Genomic DNA, 15,023 nt, shown 5'->3' on the forward strand with positions numbered 1-15,023 from the left:
CCTAGTCCTGCGGCCGGATCGGAGTCGACATAGACTCCGCGGCACGGCTGCTCGAGCTATCCACCTGAGGGAATCCGACTCATGTTGACCTTTATCGTGCGCCGTACGTTGATCGGCCTCGGCATCCTGCTGGTCTCCTCGCTGATCATGTACGTGCTGGTGGATTTCACCATCGACCCCCTGATGGACCTGCGCACGAGCACTGCCCCAGATCGGGATATCCAGATCCAACAGCGGATCGACCTGCTGCGCCTTGACGACCCGGTGCTGCAGCGCTACCTCTCCTGGATCGGTGCCTTCGTCACCGGCGATCTTGGCACCGCATGGACAACCGGTCGCGATGTCGCCGATATCCTCGCCGGGGCGATCGTATCGACTATTCAGCTTGTGACGGCGTCGACCCTTCTCGCGATCTTCCTTGGTATTGCGGTCGGGATCGTCTCGGCTCTGCGGCAGTACACCAGCTTCGACTATCTGATCACCTTCTTCTCTTTCCTCCTGTACTCCCTGCCATCTTTCTGGGTGGCTGTCCTGCTCAAGCAGTGGGGTGCCATCGGCTACAACGACTTCCTTCGTGACCCGGTCATCGCCATCCCGGTGATCTTGGCGATCGTTGTCGTCACGGGATTCCTCTGGTCTCTGGCCTTCGGCGGCAATCTTCGGCGCCGGTTGACTGTGGCCGGTACAGCGGCTGGGGTGACGCTCGCGGTGCTTCTCTACATGCAGCTCACCGACTGGTGGAGCCGGCCGAACATCGGTCCGGTACTGCTGACCATCACGGCAGTGGCGATCGCGCTTGCCGTCACCACCTTGTCGACCGGTCTGAAGAATCGCCGCGCGCTCTACACCGCTCTCACCGTGGCGGTTCTGGGTATCGCGCTCTACTTCCCGATGCAGTGGGGCTTCTATTATCTGACCGTCTACGGCTGGATGAGCTGGGGCACGGCGCTGCTGCTCGGCGCGGTCGCTGCGGTGGTGGGCGGTGTGATCGGTGCTCTCTACCGTGGCCCGGACTGGCGCCAGTCGGTCCGTACCGGGGCTCTGACCGCTGTGCCGATCGCGGCACTGCTGTTCGTGGACCGTGTGATGCAGGTATGGCCGGACTACGCGGATGCACTCGGTGGGCGACCTATCGCAACAGTGGGCGACCGCACCCCGAACCTCGGCGGGGACTTCTGGGTGGTCACCCTCGATCAGTACACGCACCTGTTGCTGCCGACGATCTCGCTCATGCTGATCTCGTTCGCCGGGTACACGCGTTATGCACGCGGCAGCATGCTCGAGGTGATGAACCAGGACTACATCCGCACGGCCCGGGCCAAGGGACTCACCGAACGGACCGTCGTGATGCGGCACGGGTTCCGTAACTCACTCATTCCGATGGCCACGATCGTGCCGATCGATGTGATCACCCTGATCGGCGGGGCCATCATCACGGAGAATATCTTTGGCAGACCGGGGATGGGACAGATGTTCCTCAGACATCTCGGGGAGAACGACATTGAACCAGTGATGGCGTACCTGTTGATCGTCGCCGCTCTGTCGATCGTCGCCAACATCGTGGCGGACCTCATCTATGCCGTCCTCGACCCACGGATCCGGGTGAACGCATGAACGCGCAACCAGAGTCACACGAGCAGGCCGAGAACGCTATCGAGCTGAAGGCGGTCGAAGGCAAGTCCCAGGGCAAGATCGTCCTGGAGCGCTTCTTCCGCCACCGTGGCGCGATCATCGGGCTCGTCGTACTAATCATGATCGCCCTGCTGGCGATCACCTCCATCGGTTTTCCGGTGTTCGGGTGGTATGTCGGTGGTTGGTGGAAGTGGAACGCGGCGGAGACGATGGCCCTGGCCAACCCGGGCGGCACCCCCACACTGACCATGCCGTGGAGCGAGGCCGGCTTCGCCATCGGGGACCACCCGTTCGGGCAGGACGGTATCGGGCGTGACATCTTCGCCCGCACCATGAAGGGTGTGCAGACTTCCCTGGTGATCATGGTGGTGGTCGGGGCTGTCGCCACGCTCATCGGGGTGCTCGTGGGGGCTCTCTCCGGCTTTTTCCGGGGGTTCACCGACACGCTGCTGATGCGAATCACCGACCTGTTCATCACGATGCCGTTGCTCGTGATCGGCGCCGTGCTCGGCAAGCTGGTCAGTTCGCCGAGCGCAGTTCTTCTTGCCCTGATGCTCGGTGTCATCTCCTGGACCACCCTCGCCCGGCTAGTCCGCGGAGACTTCCTCTCCCTGCGTGAACGGGAGTTCGTGGACGCCGCTCGGGTGGCCGGTGCCAGCAACAGCCGGATCATCTTCAAGCACATTCTGCCGAATGCGATGGGCGTGATCATCGTGACCGTCACCTTGTTGATGAGCGCGGCGATCCTGCTGGAGACGGCGTTGAGCTATCTCGGGTTCGGGATCCGGGATCCCAACATCTCCCTGGGCAAGATGATCAGCGACTACCAGAGTTCCTTCGGCACGCGTCCCTGGCTGTTCTGGTGGCCTGGCCTGTTCATCATCACCATCGTCCTGTGCATCAACTTCGTGGGTGACGGGTTGCGCGATGCCTTTGACCCGCGGCAGAAGCAGCTGCCGTCGGCGCGGAAGATGGCCAGAGCGAGCCGCCGCGAGCATCAGAGTTCCTCGGCGACGGCGCAGTGATGGTGGGTACGAGGGTGCTGAGTAGCCCGCGGGTCCGGGAATCGGGATCGTCGGTGCCATGCAACCGCCGCGACTTCGGTCGCCCGGACATGACCGTCAGGCGCTCAGCCGAGCCAGGATGCCGCAGTGAGGACGGACGCCGCGATCAGCGCCACGATCACCGGGCGGTGCCACGTGGTCGTGACCGGCAGAGTGCCACGGCGGGCACCCGTGAGGTGCCCGGCGTCCGCCAGCGCGGAGCGGCGCTCGCCGATCGCCAGGGCAGCGGCTTCGGCATTGCCGCGACCGGTCAGTCGGCGCGGTGTCTCCGTGGCAGCGCGCTCCTCAGCGCTGGCACGGCGCGCACGCCCACGGGACGCGAGGCGTGTGCCGGTGCCGCTGCTGGCCGGCACGCCCCAGGAGCTGACGGTCACGTCCCCGGCCCGGACCTGCAGCGACCACCGTGCCTCGGCCTCGGTGAACTCCGGCCAGGGCACGTGCACGGTGCGCAACACGTTCACCACGGTGATCCCGCCGTCGGAGACCTCAGCCCCCGGAACCCAGAACAAGGCCCACATCACCACGATCACGAGCGCCGCCGTCGGGCCGGAACGCCAGAGTTCGGCCGGGCCACCGATCCAGATGAAGTAGCCCAGGGCCACGAGACACACCGCAGCCACGATCACAACCAGCGGACGTGCCATCGGGGACCGGAACACCAACGTCTCACCCATGACCCCATGCTCTCACCAGCACCAGGAAGGAACGGTGATCGCGCGTGAGCACCCAGGCACCGGAGTCGGTACGCACCGACGATCCGATCATCAGCGTGCGCGACCTCAGCATCGACTTCTTCGTCGAGGGGGAATGGTTCCCGGCTGCCTCGAACGTGTCCTATGACGTGCACCCGGGGGAGGTGCTCGCCATCGTGGGCGAGTCCGGCTCAGGGAAGTCGCAGTCCTCGATGTCCCTGCTCGGCCTGCTGCCCGCGAATGGGCGCGCCACCGGGAGCGCCAAGCTCGGGGACACCGAGCTGATCGGTCTCACCGGTGCGCCGATGCGGAAGATCCGCGGCAACGACGTCGCGGTGATCTTCCAGGAGCCGATGACGGCGCTGAACCCGGTGTACCCGGTGGGTTTCCAGATCGTGGAGACCCTGCGCACCCACTTCGACATGGGGCCGACGGCGGCGAAGAAGCGCGCGATCGAGCTGCTCACCATGGTGGAGATGCCGGATCCGGTCACCCGGTACAACTCCTACCCGCACCAGCTCTCCGGCGGGCAGCGTCAGCGCGCGATGATCGCCCAGTCACTGGCGTGCGAGCCGAAGCTGCTCATCGCCGATGAGCCCACCACAGCCTTGGACGTGACGGTACAGGCAGAGATCCTGAAACTGATGCGGGACCTGCGCAACCGGATCGACGCCGGGATCATCCTGATCACCCACGACATGGGCGTGGTGGCGGACATGGCCGACAAGCTCGTGGTGATGCGCCGCGGTGAGGTGGTCGAGCGCGGATCCGCCGATGAGATCTTCAACCGGCCGCAGCACGAGTACACCCGGGAGCTGCTCACCTCGGTGCCGCACCTGGGTGGCACGCTCAGCCGTGCCGCTGGCGTGGTCGACGACGCTGCGCGCCGGCCGCCGCAGGCACGCCCGACTGGAGCCGAAGCCGCGTCGATCGGCGGCGAGCCAGTGCTGGAGGCCGTGGACCTGGAGATCGAGTACCCCAAGCGGGGGCGTACCCCGGCGTTCAAGGCGGTGGACCAGGTGAGCCTGACCATCGCACCCGGCGAGGTGGTGGGCCTGGTCGGTGAGTCCGGGTCGGGCAAGACCACCATCGGCCGCGCCGTGGTGGGGCTGCTCCCGGTCTCCGGTGGGCATTTGAAGATCGACGGGCAGGACATGGTGGGCATCGGGCCCAAGGAGCTGCGTGCCCTGCGCAAGCGGGTCGGCATCGTGTTCCAGGACCCGGGATCCTCGCTGAACCCGCGGCTCCCGATCGGGGAGTCGATCGGGGAGCCGCTGTACCTGAACACCGGTATCAAGGGGCCCGAGCTCACCAAGAAGATCGATGTGCTGCTGGACCAGGTGGAGCTGCCGCGGTCGATGCGCAACCGCTACCCACACGAGCTCTCCGGCGGGCAGCGCCAGCGCGTGGGTATCGCCCGGGCGCTTAGCCTGGAGCCGAGCATCCTGGTGGCCGATGAACCGACCTCCGCCCTGGACGTCTCGGTGCAGGCGCACGTGCTGGAACTGTTCCAGGAGCTGCAACGTGAGCACGGCTTCGCCACCTTGTTCATCAGCCACGACCTGGCGGTGGTGGAGATGCTCGCCACCCGGATCGCGGTGATGCACCACGGCAAGCTCGCCGAGATCGGGCCCACCGACCAGATCGTGCAGAATCCGCAGGACCCGTACACCCAGCGGCTCATCGCCGCTGTGCCGGTGCCGGACCCTGCCGAGCAGAAGATGCGGCGGGAGCGCCGGGACGTGCTACTCGCCGAGGCGGCTGCCGAGCTCGCCGCGGAGGAACAGTACGAGGTGGAGCACCGCAAGGATCCGCGCTCGGAACTGTAGCGCCGGCGGCCCCGAGCATCGGATGGGCGTGCCCCGAATGTCTGACATACCGTCGACAGACTGACCGATCTCCGGTGGTGAGTCGGACTGCCGACGATCTGTCAGACGCGGTACCGGCGTGGTGGTGACGGTCGTTACTGGCCCTGCCCCTGGGGCGATCGGCTCCGGGCCAGTAGACTGATGGTCAGCGCCCCGGCCGAGCGCGCGTCACCCGCGCGCCCATCTGCGAGTTCTGGCGCGTTCCCACCGACAGAGATGACCTTCGAATGAGTGTGCCCACCCTGGCGTTGCGCAGCGACCTGCGCAACGTGGCGATCGTCGCCCACGTCGACCACGGCAAGACCACCCTGGTGGACGCCATGCTGTGGCAGTCCGGTGCCTTCGGCGCCCACGACCACGTGGACGAACGGGCGATGGACTCCGGCGACCTCGAACGCGAGAAGGGCATCACCATCCTCGCCAAGAACACGGCAGTGGCCTACTCCGGCCCCTCTGCCGCGGCCGCCGGGCACGAGCGCGTCATCATCAACGTGATCGACACCCCCGGGCACGCCGACTTCGGCGGCGAGGTGGAGCGCGGTCTGTCCATGGTGGACGGTGTAGTGCTGCTGGTGGACTCCTCCGAGGGGCCGCTGCCGCAGACCCGGTTCGTGCTCCGCAAGGCGCTCGCGGCGCACCTTCCGGTGATCCTCGTGGTCAACAAGGTCGACCGGCCCGACTCGCGCATCTCCGAGGTGGTCTCGGAGTCGCAGGACCTGCTCCTCTCCCTCGCCTCGGACATGTCCGACGACGTCCCGGACCTTGATCTGGACGCCGTGCTGGACGTGCCGGTGGTGTACGCCTCCGCGAAGGCCGGCCGAGCCTCGACCACTCAGCCGGCTGACGGCGAGCTCCCGGACTCCGAGGACCTCGAGCCGCTCTTCGCCACCATCCTGGAGAAGATCCCCGCTCCCAGCTACGACGAGAACGCCCCGCTGCAGGCACATGTGACGAACCTGGACGCCTCGCCGTTCCTGGGCCGGCTCGCGCTGCTGCGCATCCGTGGCGGCACGATCCGCAAGGGCCAGACCGTGGCATGGGCGCGCAAGGACGGCACCCTGAAGAACGTGCGGATCAGCGAGCTGCTGCGCACCCAGGCGCTGGACCGGGTACCGGCCGAGTCCGCGAGCGCGGGTGACATCGTGGCCGTCGCCGGGATCGAGGAGATCACGATCGGGGAGACCCTCACCGACCCGGACAACCCGCAACCGCTGCCACTGATCACCGTGGACGACCCGGCCATCTCGATGACCATCGGGATCAACACCTCTCCGCTGGCCGGTCGCGTCAAGGGGGCGAAGGTCACCGCTCGCCAGGTCAAGGACCGGCTGGACCGGGAGCTGATCGGTAACGTCTCCCTGAAGGTGCTGCCCACCGAGCGTCCCGACGCCTGGGAGGTGCAGGGGCGTGGCGAGCTGGCCCTGGCCATCCTGGTGGAGCAGATGCGCCGCGAGGGCTTCGAGCTCACCGTGGGCAAGCCCCAGGTGGTCACCAAGGAGGTCGACGGCAAGCTGCACGAGCCGATGGAGCGGATGACCATCGACGTGCCGGAGGAGTACCTGGGTGCGGTCACCCAGCTGCTCGCCTCCCGCCGGGGCCGGATGGAGACGATGACGAACCATGGCACCGGCTGGGTCCGGATGGAGTTCGTGGTGCCGGCCCGCGGGCTGATCGGTTTCCGCACCCGGTTCCTCACCGACACTCGTGGCACCGGGATCGCCCACTCGATCTCGGAGGGCTTCGAGCCGTGGGCCGGGGACATCGAGTTCCGCACCTCCGGGTCGTTGGTCGCCGACCGGGCCGGGGCGGCGACCCCGTTCGCGATGCTCAACCTGCAGGAGCGTGGCTCGTTCTTCGTCCAGCCCACCTCCGAGGTGTACGAGGGCCAGATCGTCGGGGAGAACTCCCGAGGTGATGACATGGACGTCAACATCACCAAGGAGAAGAAGCTCAACAACATCCGCTCGGCCACGTCGGAATCGTTCGAGAACCTGACCCCGCCGCGCACGCTGACGCTGGAGGAGTCCCTGGAGTTCGCCCGCGAGGACGAGTGCGTGGAGGTCACGCCCGAGTCGGTGCGGATCCGCAAGGTGATCCTGGACCAGCACGAGCGCACCAAGGCGGCCCGCCGCAAGGTCTGAGACCTCCTCCCCCCCCTGCCGAACGCAACCTGGTGCGGCTTCTGCCGCCGAAAACGCCGCACGGGGTTGCGTTCGGCGGTGGGTCGGGGTGGGAGAGGATGGATGGGGTGAGCACCATGGAGCCTGCAGAGACCGGTGTGAGCGAGTCTGCGCCGTCAGAGGAGTTGCGTGTGCTCGGCGCGTTCGCGCACCCGGACGACGAGACCCTCGTGGCCGGCGGCCTGCTCGCCTGGCTCGCCCGGAGTGCCGAGGTGCACCTCGTCACCGCGACCCGTGGCGAGCGTGGTGAGGTGATCCCTGGTGACATCGCCCACCTGGAGGGCGATGGTCCCGCGCTGGCGGCCGTGCGGGAGGCCGAGTTGGCTGAGGCGCTCGCAGCGCTGGGGGTGGGCTCGCACCACTTCCTGGACGCCCTGCCCGGACTCACCGACCGCCGTCCGGCGAGGTATGTGGACTCGGGCATGCAGTGGGACGGCGACTCGCGGGTGCGAGCCGTGCCCGACCCGAGCTCCGGCCGCGACGCGTTCTCCCGAACCGACGCCGAGGTGGCCGCCGGCGTACTCGCGGCGCACCTGCGCCAGGTGCGCCCGCACCTGGTGCTCATCGACGAGCCCGACGGCGGGTACGGCCACCCCGACCACGTGCGCATGCACGAGGTGATGATGCGCGCGGTGGGAGTCGCCGCCGAGCAGGAGAGTTTCAAGCAGGAGACCGAGCCCTGGCGGGTCCCGGTGGTCGCGTGGGTGGTGCGCCCCGAATCGGCGGTCCGGGCGGCCGAGCAGTGGTTGGCGCGCACACCGCACCGGCCCTTTCTGACCACGCTGGGCCGGCCGCTGGCCCTGCCAGAGCCGGACGGGATGCTGGCGAGCATCGTCAAACCCGACGCTGCGGTGGACCTGGTGGTGGATACGACCGCTGTCGCCGACCAGGTGGTGGCCGCCTTGCGCGCGCACCGCAGTCAGGTGCAGGACGCCACGTTGCTCGCTGAGGTGGCAGGGCCCGACGGCGCAGCGCCGGCGGACGAGAGGGGCGGCGCCGTGGGGTGGTTCGCCTTGAGCAACGAGATCCTGCAGCCGCTGCACGCGCGGATCGGCCTTCGGGTGGCGCCCGGGTGGGGGAGCCCCGCGGCACTGCGAGGTGCGCTGGCCGCTGCCGAGGCGCACCGAGCCGGTGCGACCGGTGCGGTCAGTGCCGGGTCTATTGCCGGCGACGAGGGAGCCGACGAGCTCGGTGATCCGCCGGGCTGGTACCTGGTGCTGATGCGCGCTTTCACCGGCTTGATGGGGGTGGTGGTCACTGCTGCCGCCACCGCCTTCCACCGGTGGGAGCCCCCGTTCGGGGTGATGATCGCGTTGCTGGTGGTCCTCAGTTCGGGCGTGCTGGCCCGCAGCTTCGCGGACCGGATCGGGGTGCTCGTGCACGGGCTCGCCGTGGCCGCGACGGTGCTCGCGATCGCCTACCTGCGGCCCGGCGGCGACGTGGTCGTCACCGATGAGGCGATCGGGACGGTGTGGTTGCTGGGCGCGCTGGTCGCCGCAGTGACGCCCACTGTGCTGCCGGGGAGTTGGTTCCGTGACGGACGTTGACGTCGAGGGGTTCCGGACCGCGATGGCGCACCTGGCGGCCGGGGTGAGTGTGGTGGCCCTGCGGGACCGGCACGATCTTGCGATCACCGCCAACTCCGTGGTGTCGGTCTCGCTGGAGCCGCCCACGGTGCTGTTCTGCGTGCACGAGGACTCCCGCATCAGAGAGGGCCTGGAGACCACGGATCGCTGGGCAGTGAGCATCATGAGCGCTGCTGGGAGCGCGGCCGTCGAGTGGCTCGCCAGCCCGGGCCGGCCCACGCGCGGCCAGCTGGACCGGGTACCGCACTGGCGGGGTGAGCACAGTGGAGCCGCCATTCTCGACGCGGCGAGCGCCTGGGTCGAGTGCGAGACCGAGTGGATCCGCGATGCCGGGTCTCATGCGGTGGTGGTCGGCCGGGTGCTCGCGTCGGGGACGAACCCGCAGAACTCCGGGGCGATCGTGCATCGGCTCAGCCGCATGCTGCCGTTGCAGTGAACGTGATGGGATCGTGACCGGGTACAGGGGCCCTTCAGCGCCGAATGCCAGGGTGGCCGTGGATAGACTGCGCGGGGGTCATATCGGTGGACAGGGGCAACCGAAAGGGCAGTTGCGTGCGTGAGGAAGAGACTCCGACACCGGATGAGGTGACGGACGCCGAGGGCGTGCCCGCCGATTCCGAGGAGTCGAGTTCCGGCGCCGCTGAGGCGACCGATCAGTCGGGTGAATCGGTGGACGAGACCGAGCCGGCAGAGCCTGCTCATGGCACAGAGTCAGCCGACGCGGCAGAGTCAGCCGACGAACTGGCGGCCGCGGCGCAGCCGGATCCGTTCGATGAGCCCGAGGCGATTGAGCCGACCGTAGGCCCCGATGAGGGCGAGCCCGCCGAACCCGAGACCATCGTGCTCCCTGCCACGCCGGAGCCACCTGCGGATGAGGATGCCGTGACACCCAGCAAGAAGAAGCGTCGGCGCGGACGTCGTGCGGTACTGATCGCCGCCGGTGCGCTGGTGCTGCTCGGTGGTGCGTACGTGGCGGGCGCCTGGTATCTCGGCGACCGCGTGCCGGGGGAGACGACCGTGGCCGGCGTGAACCTCTCCGGTCTGCCCGCCGACGAGGCCGAGCGGGTGCTCACCGACGGGCTCGCCGAGGCCACCACGGAGCCGATCGACGTGCATTTCGGCGACCTCTCCGCCGAGGTGGACCCGCAGGCCGCCGGTCTCGCACTGGACGCGGAGGCCACCGTGGCCTCGTTCACTGGATTCACCCTCGACCCCCAGGTGGTCTTCGGGCACGTCTTCGGTCTCGGTGAGCAGGACCCGGTCACCACCGTGGACTCGGAAGCGCTGGAGGCGACCCTCAGTTCGATCGCCGAGGACCTGGATGTCCCACCCGTGGAGGGTGCGATCGCGTTCGAAGACGGGCAGGCCGTGGTCACCGAACCGGTGGACGGCACCAGCCTGGACGTGCCGGGTGCTGCCGACGTGATGGCCGAGGGGTGGCTGACCGCCACCGGCACGCTCGAGCTGCCCGCCATGGTGGCGCCCCCCACCGTCGATGCGGAGGTGATCGAGGAGACGATGTCGACCATCGTGGACCCGATGCTCTCCGGCCCGGTGACCGTGGCCGTGAACGACGAGTCCACGGAGATCACCCCGGCCGAGCTCGCCGCCGCTGCCACGATCGAGGCCGACGGCGCGAACCTCACCCTCACCCTGGACGGTGCGCAGCTCGCCGGTCTGGTGACCGAACGGGCGTCCTCGGTGGGGGAGAGCCCGCGGGACGCGCGGATCGAGCTCAGGGACGGCGAACCGCGGATCGTCCCGGCTGTCACCGGCACCGGCCTCGACCCGGACGCGCTGGCGGAGGCGGTGGCCACCAGTGCGGTCGCCACGGACGAGGAGGGGCGCACGGCTGCCGTCGAGCTGACGCAGACCGACCCGGAGTTCTCTACCGAGGACGCCGAGGCGCTCGGGGTGACCGAGGTGATCGGTACCTTCCGCACCCCGTACCCGTACGATCCGGTACGCACGGCGAACCTGCGCGCCGGGACCGGGCACATCAACGGGACCCTGGTGATGCCAGGGGAGCAGTTCTCTTTGCTCGACGCGCTGCGCCCGATCAGTACTGCGAACGGCTACACCGTCTCGGGCGTGGTGGTGAACGGATTCCACAGCGAGGCGATCGGCGGCGGGCTCTCCCAGGTGGCGACCACCAGCTTCAACGCCGCGTACGAATCCGGGTTCACCGATATCACCCACCAGCCGCACTCGCGCTGGTTCGACCGGTACCCGATGGGCCGCGAGGCCACCATCTTCGACCCGAGCATCGACATGGTGTTCGAGAACAACACCGGGTACGGCGTCCTCATCCAGTCCTACGTCACCGATTCGCACGTGGTGGTGACCATGTGGGGCACCGACGTCTTCGACGTCAACATCAGCACCAGCGACAAGTACAACTTCACCTCGCCGCAGACGGTGTACAACCCGGACCCGGAGTGTCACGCCGAGGCTGGCGGGCAACAGGGTTTCACCGTGGACGTCACCCGCACGGTGTCCAGGGGCGGTGAGGTGGTCGAACACGACGCCTACAGCCACACCTACTCCCCGTGGAACCGCGTGATCTGCGGTGAGGAACCCAGTGACGAACCGAGCGAGGACGCCAGCGAAAGTTCCGGGGACGACTAGCGGCGACTCCGTGGCGGCGGCGGCACCCGCTTCGCGTGCACGATGTCGGCGGCAGCCACGTCGATCGGGCCACGCCGGGTATCCACTCGCACCCCGGCGGCGTCGATGGTGAGCAGTTCCCCGAGCGCGTCGCTGAAGCCGCCCTCGGGGAGCCGGAACCGCACCACGACGCGTTCGCCGGGCTGCCAGGACCGCCACAGGTGCGGATCAGGCGGGGGCACAGGCATCGATGTGTCTCATTCCTCGGAGCGGACCGGGGTCGAGATCGCTCGACACCGGGTACATGCTGGATACTAGACACAGAGCATGGTGGTGCACTCGGTGCCCACCCGGTCTGGCCACGGTCAGTACCACCCCGTGATGGAAGGAATCGCTCGTGACGTACGTGATCGCACAGCCGTGCGTGGATGTCAAGGACAAGGCCTGCATCGACGAATGCCCCGTCGACTGTATCTACGAAGGCGAACGCTCGCTGTACATCCACCCCGACGAGTGCGTGGACTGCGGGGCGTGCGAACCGGTCTGCCCGGTGGAGGCGATCTACTACGAGGACGACGTGCCCGAGCAGTGGTCGGAGTACTACCGGGCGAACGTCGACTTCTTCGACGACATCGGTTCTCCGGGCGGGGCCGCGAAGGTCGGCCTGATCCCCAAGGACCACCCGGTCATCTCCGCCCTGCCGCCCCAGGCGGACTAAGCAGTGGGCTTTGTCCAACTGGCTGACGCCTACCCCTGGGACAAGGTCGCACCGTACGCCGAGCGTGCCCGCGCGCACGCCGACGGCATCGTGGACCTGTCCATCGGCACCCCCGTCGACCCCACCCCGGCCGTCGTGCAGGAGGCGCTGAGCGGTGCCGCCGACGCCCCCGGATACCCGACGGCGCACGGCACCCTGGCCTTGCGCGAGGCGGTGGCCGCCTGGTTCGCCGAGCGCCGCGGGGTGGCAGCGCTCGACCCCGACGGGGTGCTGCCGACCGTGGGGTCGAAGGAGCTGGTGGCCCAGCTGCCGTCGCTGCTGGGGCTGGGCCCGGACGACATCGTGGTGGTGCCGTCGGTGGCCTACCCGACCTACGCCGTCGGGGCCCGCCTGGCCGGGGCACAGGTGCTGGTGGCCGACGACGTGCAACTGTGGGCAGGAAACCCGGCCGTGCGCCTGGTCTGGGTCAATTCCCCGTCCAACCCCACCGGTGCGGTGCTCGGCTCCGAGCAGCTGCGCCAGGTGGTGACGGCGGCCCGTGAGATCGGGGCGCTGGTCGCCTCGGACGAGTGCTATGCCGAGCTCGCCTGGTCACCCGCGTTGACCGACCCGGCCGGTGACGGCGTCCCGTGCCTGCTGCAGGAGAGTGTCAGCGGTGGGGATCACACGGGGCTGCTGGTGGTGTACTCGTTGTCCAAGCAGTCGAACCTGGCCGGCTATCGGGCAGCGTTCGCCGCAGGCGATGCCGCGCTGGTGCATCGGATCCTGCAGTTGCGCCGGCACATGGGGATGATGGTCCCCGCACCGGTGCAGGCGGCGACCATCGCGGCGCTGGCCGACCACGCACACGTGCGGCAGCAGCGCGAACGATACGGCCGCCGTCGGGAATCTCTGCTCGGGGCGCTCGGCGAGGCCGGGTACGCCGTGGACCACTCCGAAGCCGGCCTGTACCTGTGGATCCGGCCGGCGGACGGGGCAGAACCTGCCGACTGCTGGTCGATGCTGAGCGACTTCGCCGACCGGGGGATCTTGGTAGGCCCAGGGGAGTTCTACGGCAACGACAGCGGCGATCATGTGCGGGTGGCACTGACCGCCTCCGACGATCGGATCGCGCGCGCGGTGGAACGGCTCCGGGTGTGACAAGTCATACCCGCCAGAATTTCCCCAACCGCGCGATCCGCGGGTACGTTGTGTAGAGATTCTTTGCCTTCGGACTCGTTGGGGAGCCCGAGAAACGTTCTTCTTGACGCTAGGAAGGGACACTCATGTCCGACGCCACCCTCACCCCCGCCACGTTCCGTGTGGACGACCACGAGCTCGAGTTCGCGCGTGTCCCGGCAGTGGAGGGCAATGACGGCGTCCATATCTCCAACCTGCTCAAGGAGACGGGGCTGGTCACGCTCGACTCCGGCTTCATGAACACCGCGAGCTGCGAGTCGAAGATCACCTACATCGACGGCGACGCCGGCATCCTGCGCTACCGCGGGTACCCGATCGAGCAGCTCGCCGAGCAGTCCTCCTTCCTCGAGGTGGCCTACCTGCTCATCAAGGGCGAGCTGCCGACGGCGACCGAGCTCTCCGCGTTCACCGAGCGGGTGGAACGGCACACCCACCTGCACGACAACTTCAAGGCCCTGATAGGCGCCTTCCCGCAGGACGCGCACCCGATGGCGGTGCTCTCCTCCGCGGTCTCCGCACTGCCGGGCTACTACCCGGAGAGTGTGGACCCGTTCGACGAGAACGCCGTGGAGCTCGCCACCGTGCTGCTGCTCGCGAAGCTCCCGACGATCGCCGCCTACGCTTTCCGCCGGTCCCGCGGCGAGGAGATGATCGGCCCGGACCAGTCCTTGGGCTACGTGCCGGACTTCCTGCGGATGAGCTTCGCCAACGGCGGCGGGTATGAGACGGACCCGGAGCTGGTCAAGGCGCTCAACCTGCTGCTCATCCTGCACGCCGATCACGAGCAGAACTGCTCCACCTCCACGGTGCGGATCGTCGGGTCCGCGCACGCGAACCTGTACGCGAGCGTCTCCGCGGGTATCGGCGCACTCTCCGGCCCGCTGCACGGTGGGGCGAACGAGGCGGTGCTCGCGATGCTGAACGACATCCAGTCCAGCGATGACGACGTCGACACGTTCATGACGCGGGTGAAGAACAAGGAGCAGGGCGTGCGCCTGATGGGCTTCGGCCACCGGGTGTACAAGAACTACGACCCCCGTGCGGCCATCGTCAAGGGGGTGGCGCACACAGTGCTGGAGAAGCTCGGCAAGAGCGACGAGCAGCTCGAGATCGCCATGCGCCTGGAGGAGATCGCGCTCTCCGACGAGTACTTCATCCAGCGCAAGCTCTACCCGAACGTGGACTTCTACACCGGCCTGATCTACAAGGCCATGGGCTTCCCGACGAACATGTTCACCCCGCTGTTCGCGGTGGGCCGCGCCCCGGGCTGGATCGCCCAGTGGCGCGAGATGATGAACGACCCGACCACGAAGATCGGCCGTCCGCGTCAGGTCTACACCGGGCACGCGGAGCGGGAGTACGTGGGCGTCGACGCACGCTGACCGGGCCACCGCGGCGTCCGGCACCCCACCCCGCCCCACCCCACCCCGCCGAGCGCACCACCCCGCCTCCCGCCGAGCGCAACCCTGTGCGGGATTTCCTCGCCGAAAAGCCGCG

The 15,023-nt window shown here is 68.2% G+C and carries 12 protein-coding genes; 10 read left to right on the forward strand and 2 right to left on the reverse strand.

Translation table 11 applies throughout. From position 1 onward, the window contains the following. The first annotated feature begins 81 nt into the window (after window positions 1–81). Together BLU77_RS19825 and BLU77_RS19830 are read left to right on the forward strand one after the other, a co-directional pair. Window positions 82–1,614, forward strand: coding sequence for an ABC transporter permease (locus tag BLU77_RS19825; RefSeq protein ID WP_089775001.1), 1,533 nt, complete (start codon window positions 82–84; stop codon window positions 1,612–1,614). Beyond that, window positions 1,611–2,657: an ABC transporter permease gene (locus tag BLU77_RS19830; RefSeq protein ID WP_089775003.1), complete on the forward strand. Its 1,047-nt coding sequence runs from the start codon at window positions 1,611–1,613 to the stop codon at window positions 2,655–2,657. The genes BLU77_RS19825 and BLU77_RS19830 overlap by 4 nt, the downstream gene beginning before the upstream one ends. A gap of 104 nt (window positions 2,658–2,761) precedes the next feature. On the opposite strand, the gene BLU77_RS19835 is transcribed toward BLU77_RS19830, so the two are convergent. Beyond that, the gene (locus BLU77_RS19835; protein ID WP_089775005.1) at window positions 2,762–3,370 is read right to left on the reverse strand and encodes a PH domain-containing protein; all 609 of its coding nucleotides are present in this window, start codon (window positions 3,368–3,370) and stop codon (window positions 2,762–2,764) included. A 44-nt stretch (window positions 3,371–3,414) separates the two neighbouring features. Between BLU77_RS19835 and BLU77_RS19840 the strand changes: the two genes are divergently transcribed. The 5 genes from BLU77_RS19840 (at window position 3,415) to BLU77_RS19860 (ending at window position 11,650) form a co-directional block, all read left to right on the forward strand. After that, window positions 3,415–5,217 carry an ABC transporter ATP-binding protein gene (locus BLU77_RS19840; protein WP_089775007.1) on the forward strand — a complete coding sequence of 601 codons (1,803 nt, stop codon included), beginning with the start codon at window positions 3,415–3,417 and terminating at the stop codon, window positions 5,215–5,217. 266 nt (window positions 5,218–5,483) lie between these two features. After that, the gene (typA, locus tag BLU77_RS19845) at window positions 5,484–7,397 is read left to right on the forward strand and encodes a translational GTPase TypA (protein ID WP_089775009.1); all 1,914 of its coding nucleotides are present in this window, start codon (window positions 5,484–5,486) and stop codon (window positions 7,395–7,397) included. A 116-nt stretch (window positions 7,398–7,513) separates the two neighbouring features. Continuing rightward, a complete protein-coding gene (locus tag BLU77_RS19850) occupies window positions 7,514–8,983 on the forward strand; it encodes a PIG-L family deacetylase (RefSeq protein ID WP_089776042.1) in 1,470 nt (489 codons plus the stop codon). Then, on the forward strand, window positions 8,970–9,458 hold the full coding sequence (locus tag BLU77_RS19855) for a flavin reductase family protein (RefSeq protein ID WP_245708962.1): 489 nt from the start codon (window positions 8,970–8,972) through the stop codon (window positions 9,456–9,458). The genes BLU77_RS19850 and BLU77_RS19855 overlap by 14 nt, the downstream gene beginning before the upstream one ends. A 116-nt stretch (window positions 9,459–9,574) precedes the next feature. Further along, window positions 9,575–11,650: a VanW family protein gene (locus BLU77_RS19860; RefSeq protein WP_175477247.1), complete on the forward strand. Its 2,076-nt coding sequence runs from the start codon at window positions 9,575–9,577 to the stop codon at window positions 11,648–11,650. Here the strand turns inward: BLU77_RS19860 and BLU77_RS19865 are convergent. After that, window positions 11,647–11,877: a putative acetyltransferase gene (locus tag BLU77_RS19865; protein WP_089775013.1), complete on the reverse strand. Its 231-nt coding sequence runs from the start codon at window positions 11,875–11,877 to the stop codon at window positions 11,647–11,649. The genes BLU77_RS19860 and BLU77_RS19865 overlap by 4 nt on opposite strands. A gap of 149 nt (window positions 11,878–12,026) precedes the next feature. On the opposite strand from BLU77_RS19865, the gene fdxA reads away from it, so the two are divergent. From fdxA to BLU77_RS19880, 3 genes are all read left to right on the forward strand, one after another. Continuing rightward, window positions 12,027–12,347, forward strand: coding sequence for a ferredoxin (gene fdxA, locus BLU77_RS19870; protein ID WP_089775015.1), 321 nt, complete (start codon window positions 12,027–12,029; stop codon window positions 12,345–12,347). Window positions 12,348–12,350: 3 nt separating this feature from the next. After that, window positions 12,351–13,487 (forward strand): succinyldiaminopimelate transaminase, encoded by a 1,137-nt coding sequence (gene dapC, locus BLU77_RS19875; RefSeq protein WP_089775017.1) that lies wholly within the window; start codon window positions 12,351–12,353, stop codon window positions 13,485–13,487. 125 nt (window positions 13,488–13,612) lie between these two features. After that, on the forward strand, window positions 13,613–14,908 hold the full coding sequence (locus tag BLU77_RS19880; RefSeq protein ID WP_089775019.1) for a citrate synthase: 1,296 nt from the start codon (window positions 13,613–13,615) through the stop codon (window positions 14,906–14,908). Window positions 14,909–15,023 lie beyond the last annotated feature (115 nt).

This window comes from Ruania alba (genome assembly GCF_900105765.1).
Classification (GTDB): domain Bacteria; phylum Actinomycetota; class Actinomycetes; order Actinomycetales; family Beutenbergiaceae; genus Ruania; species Ruania alba.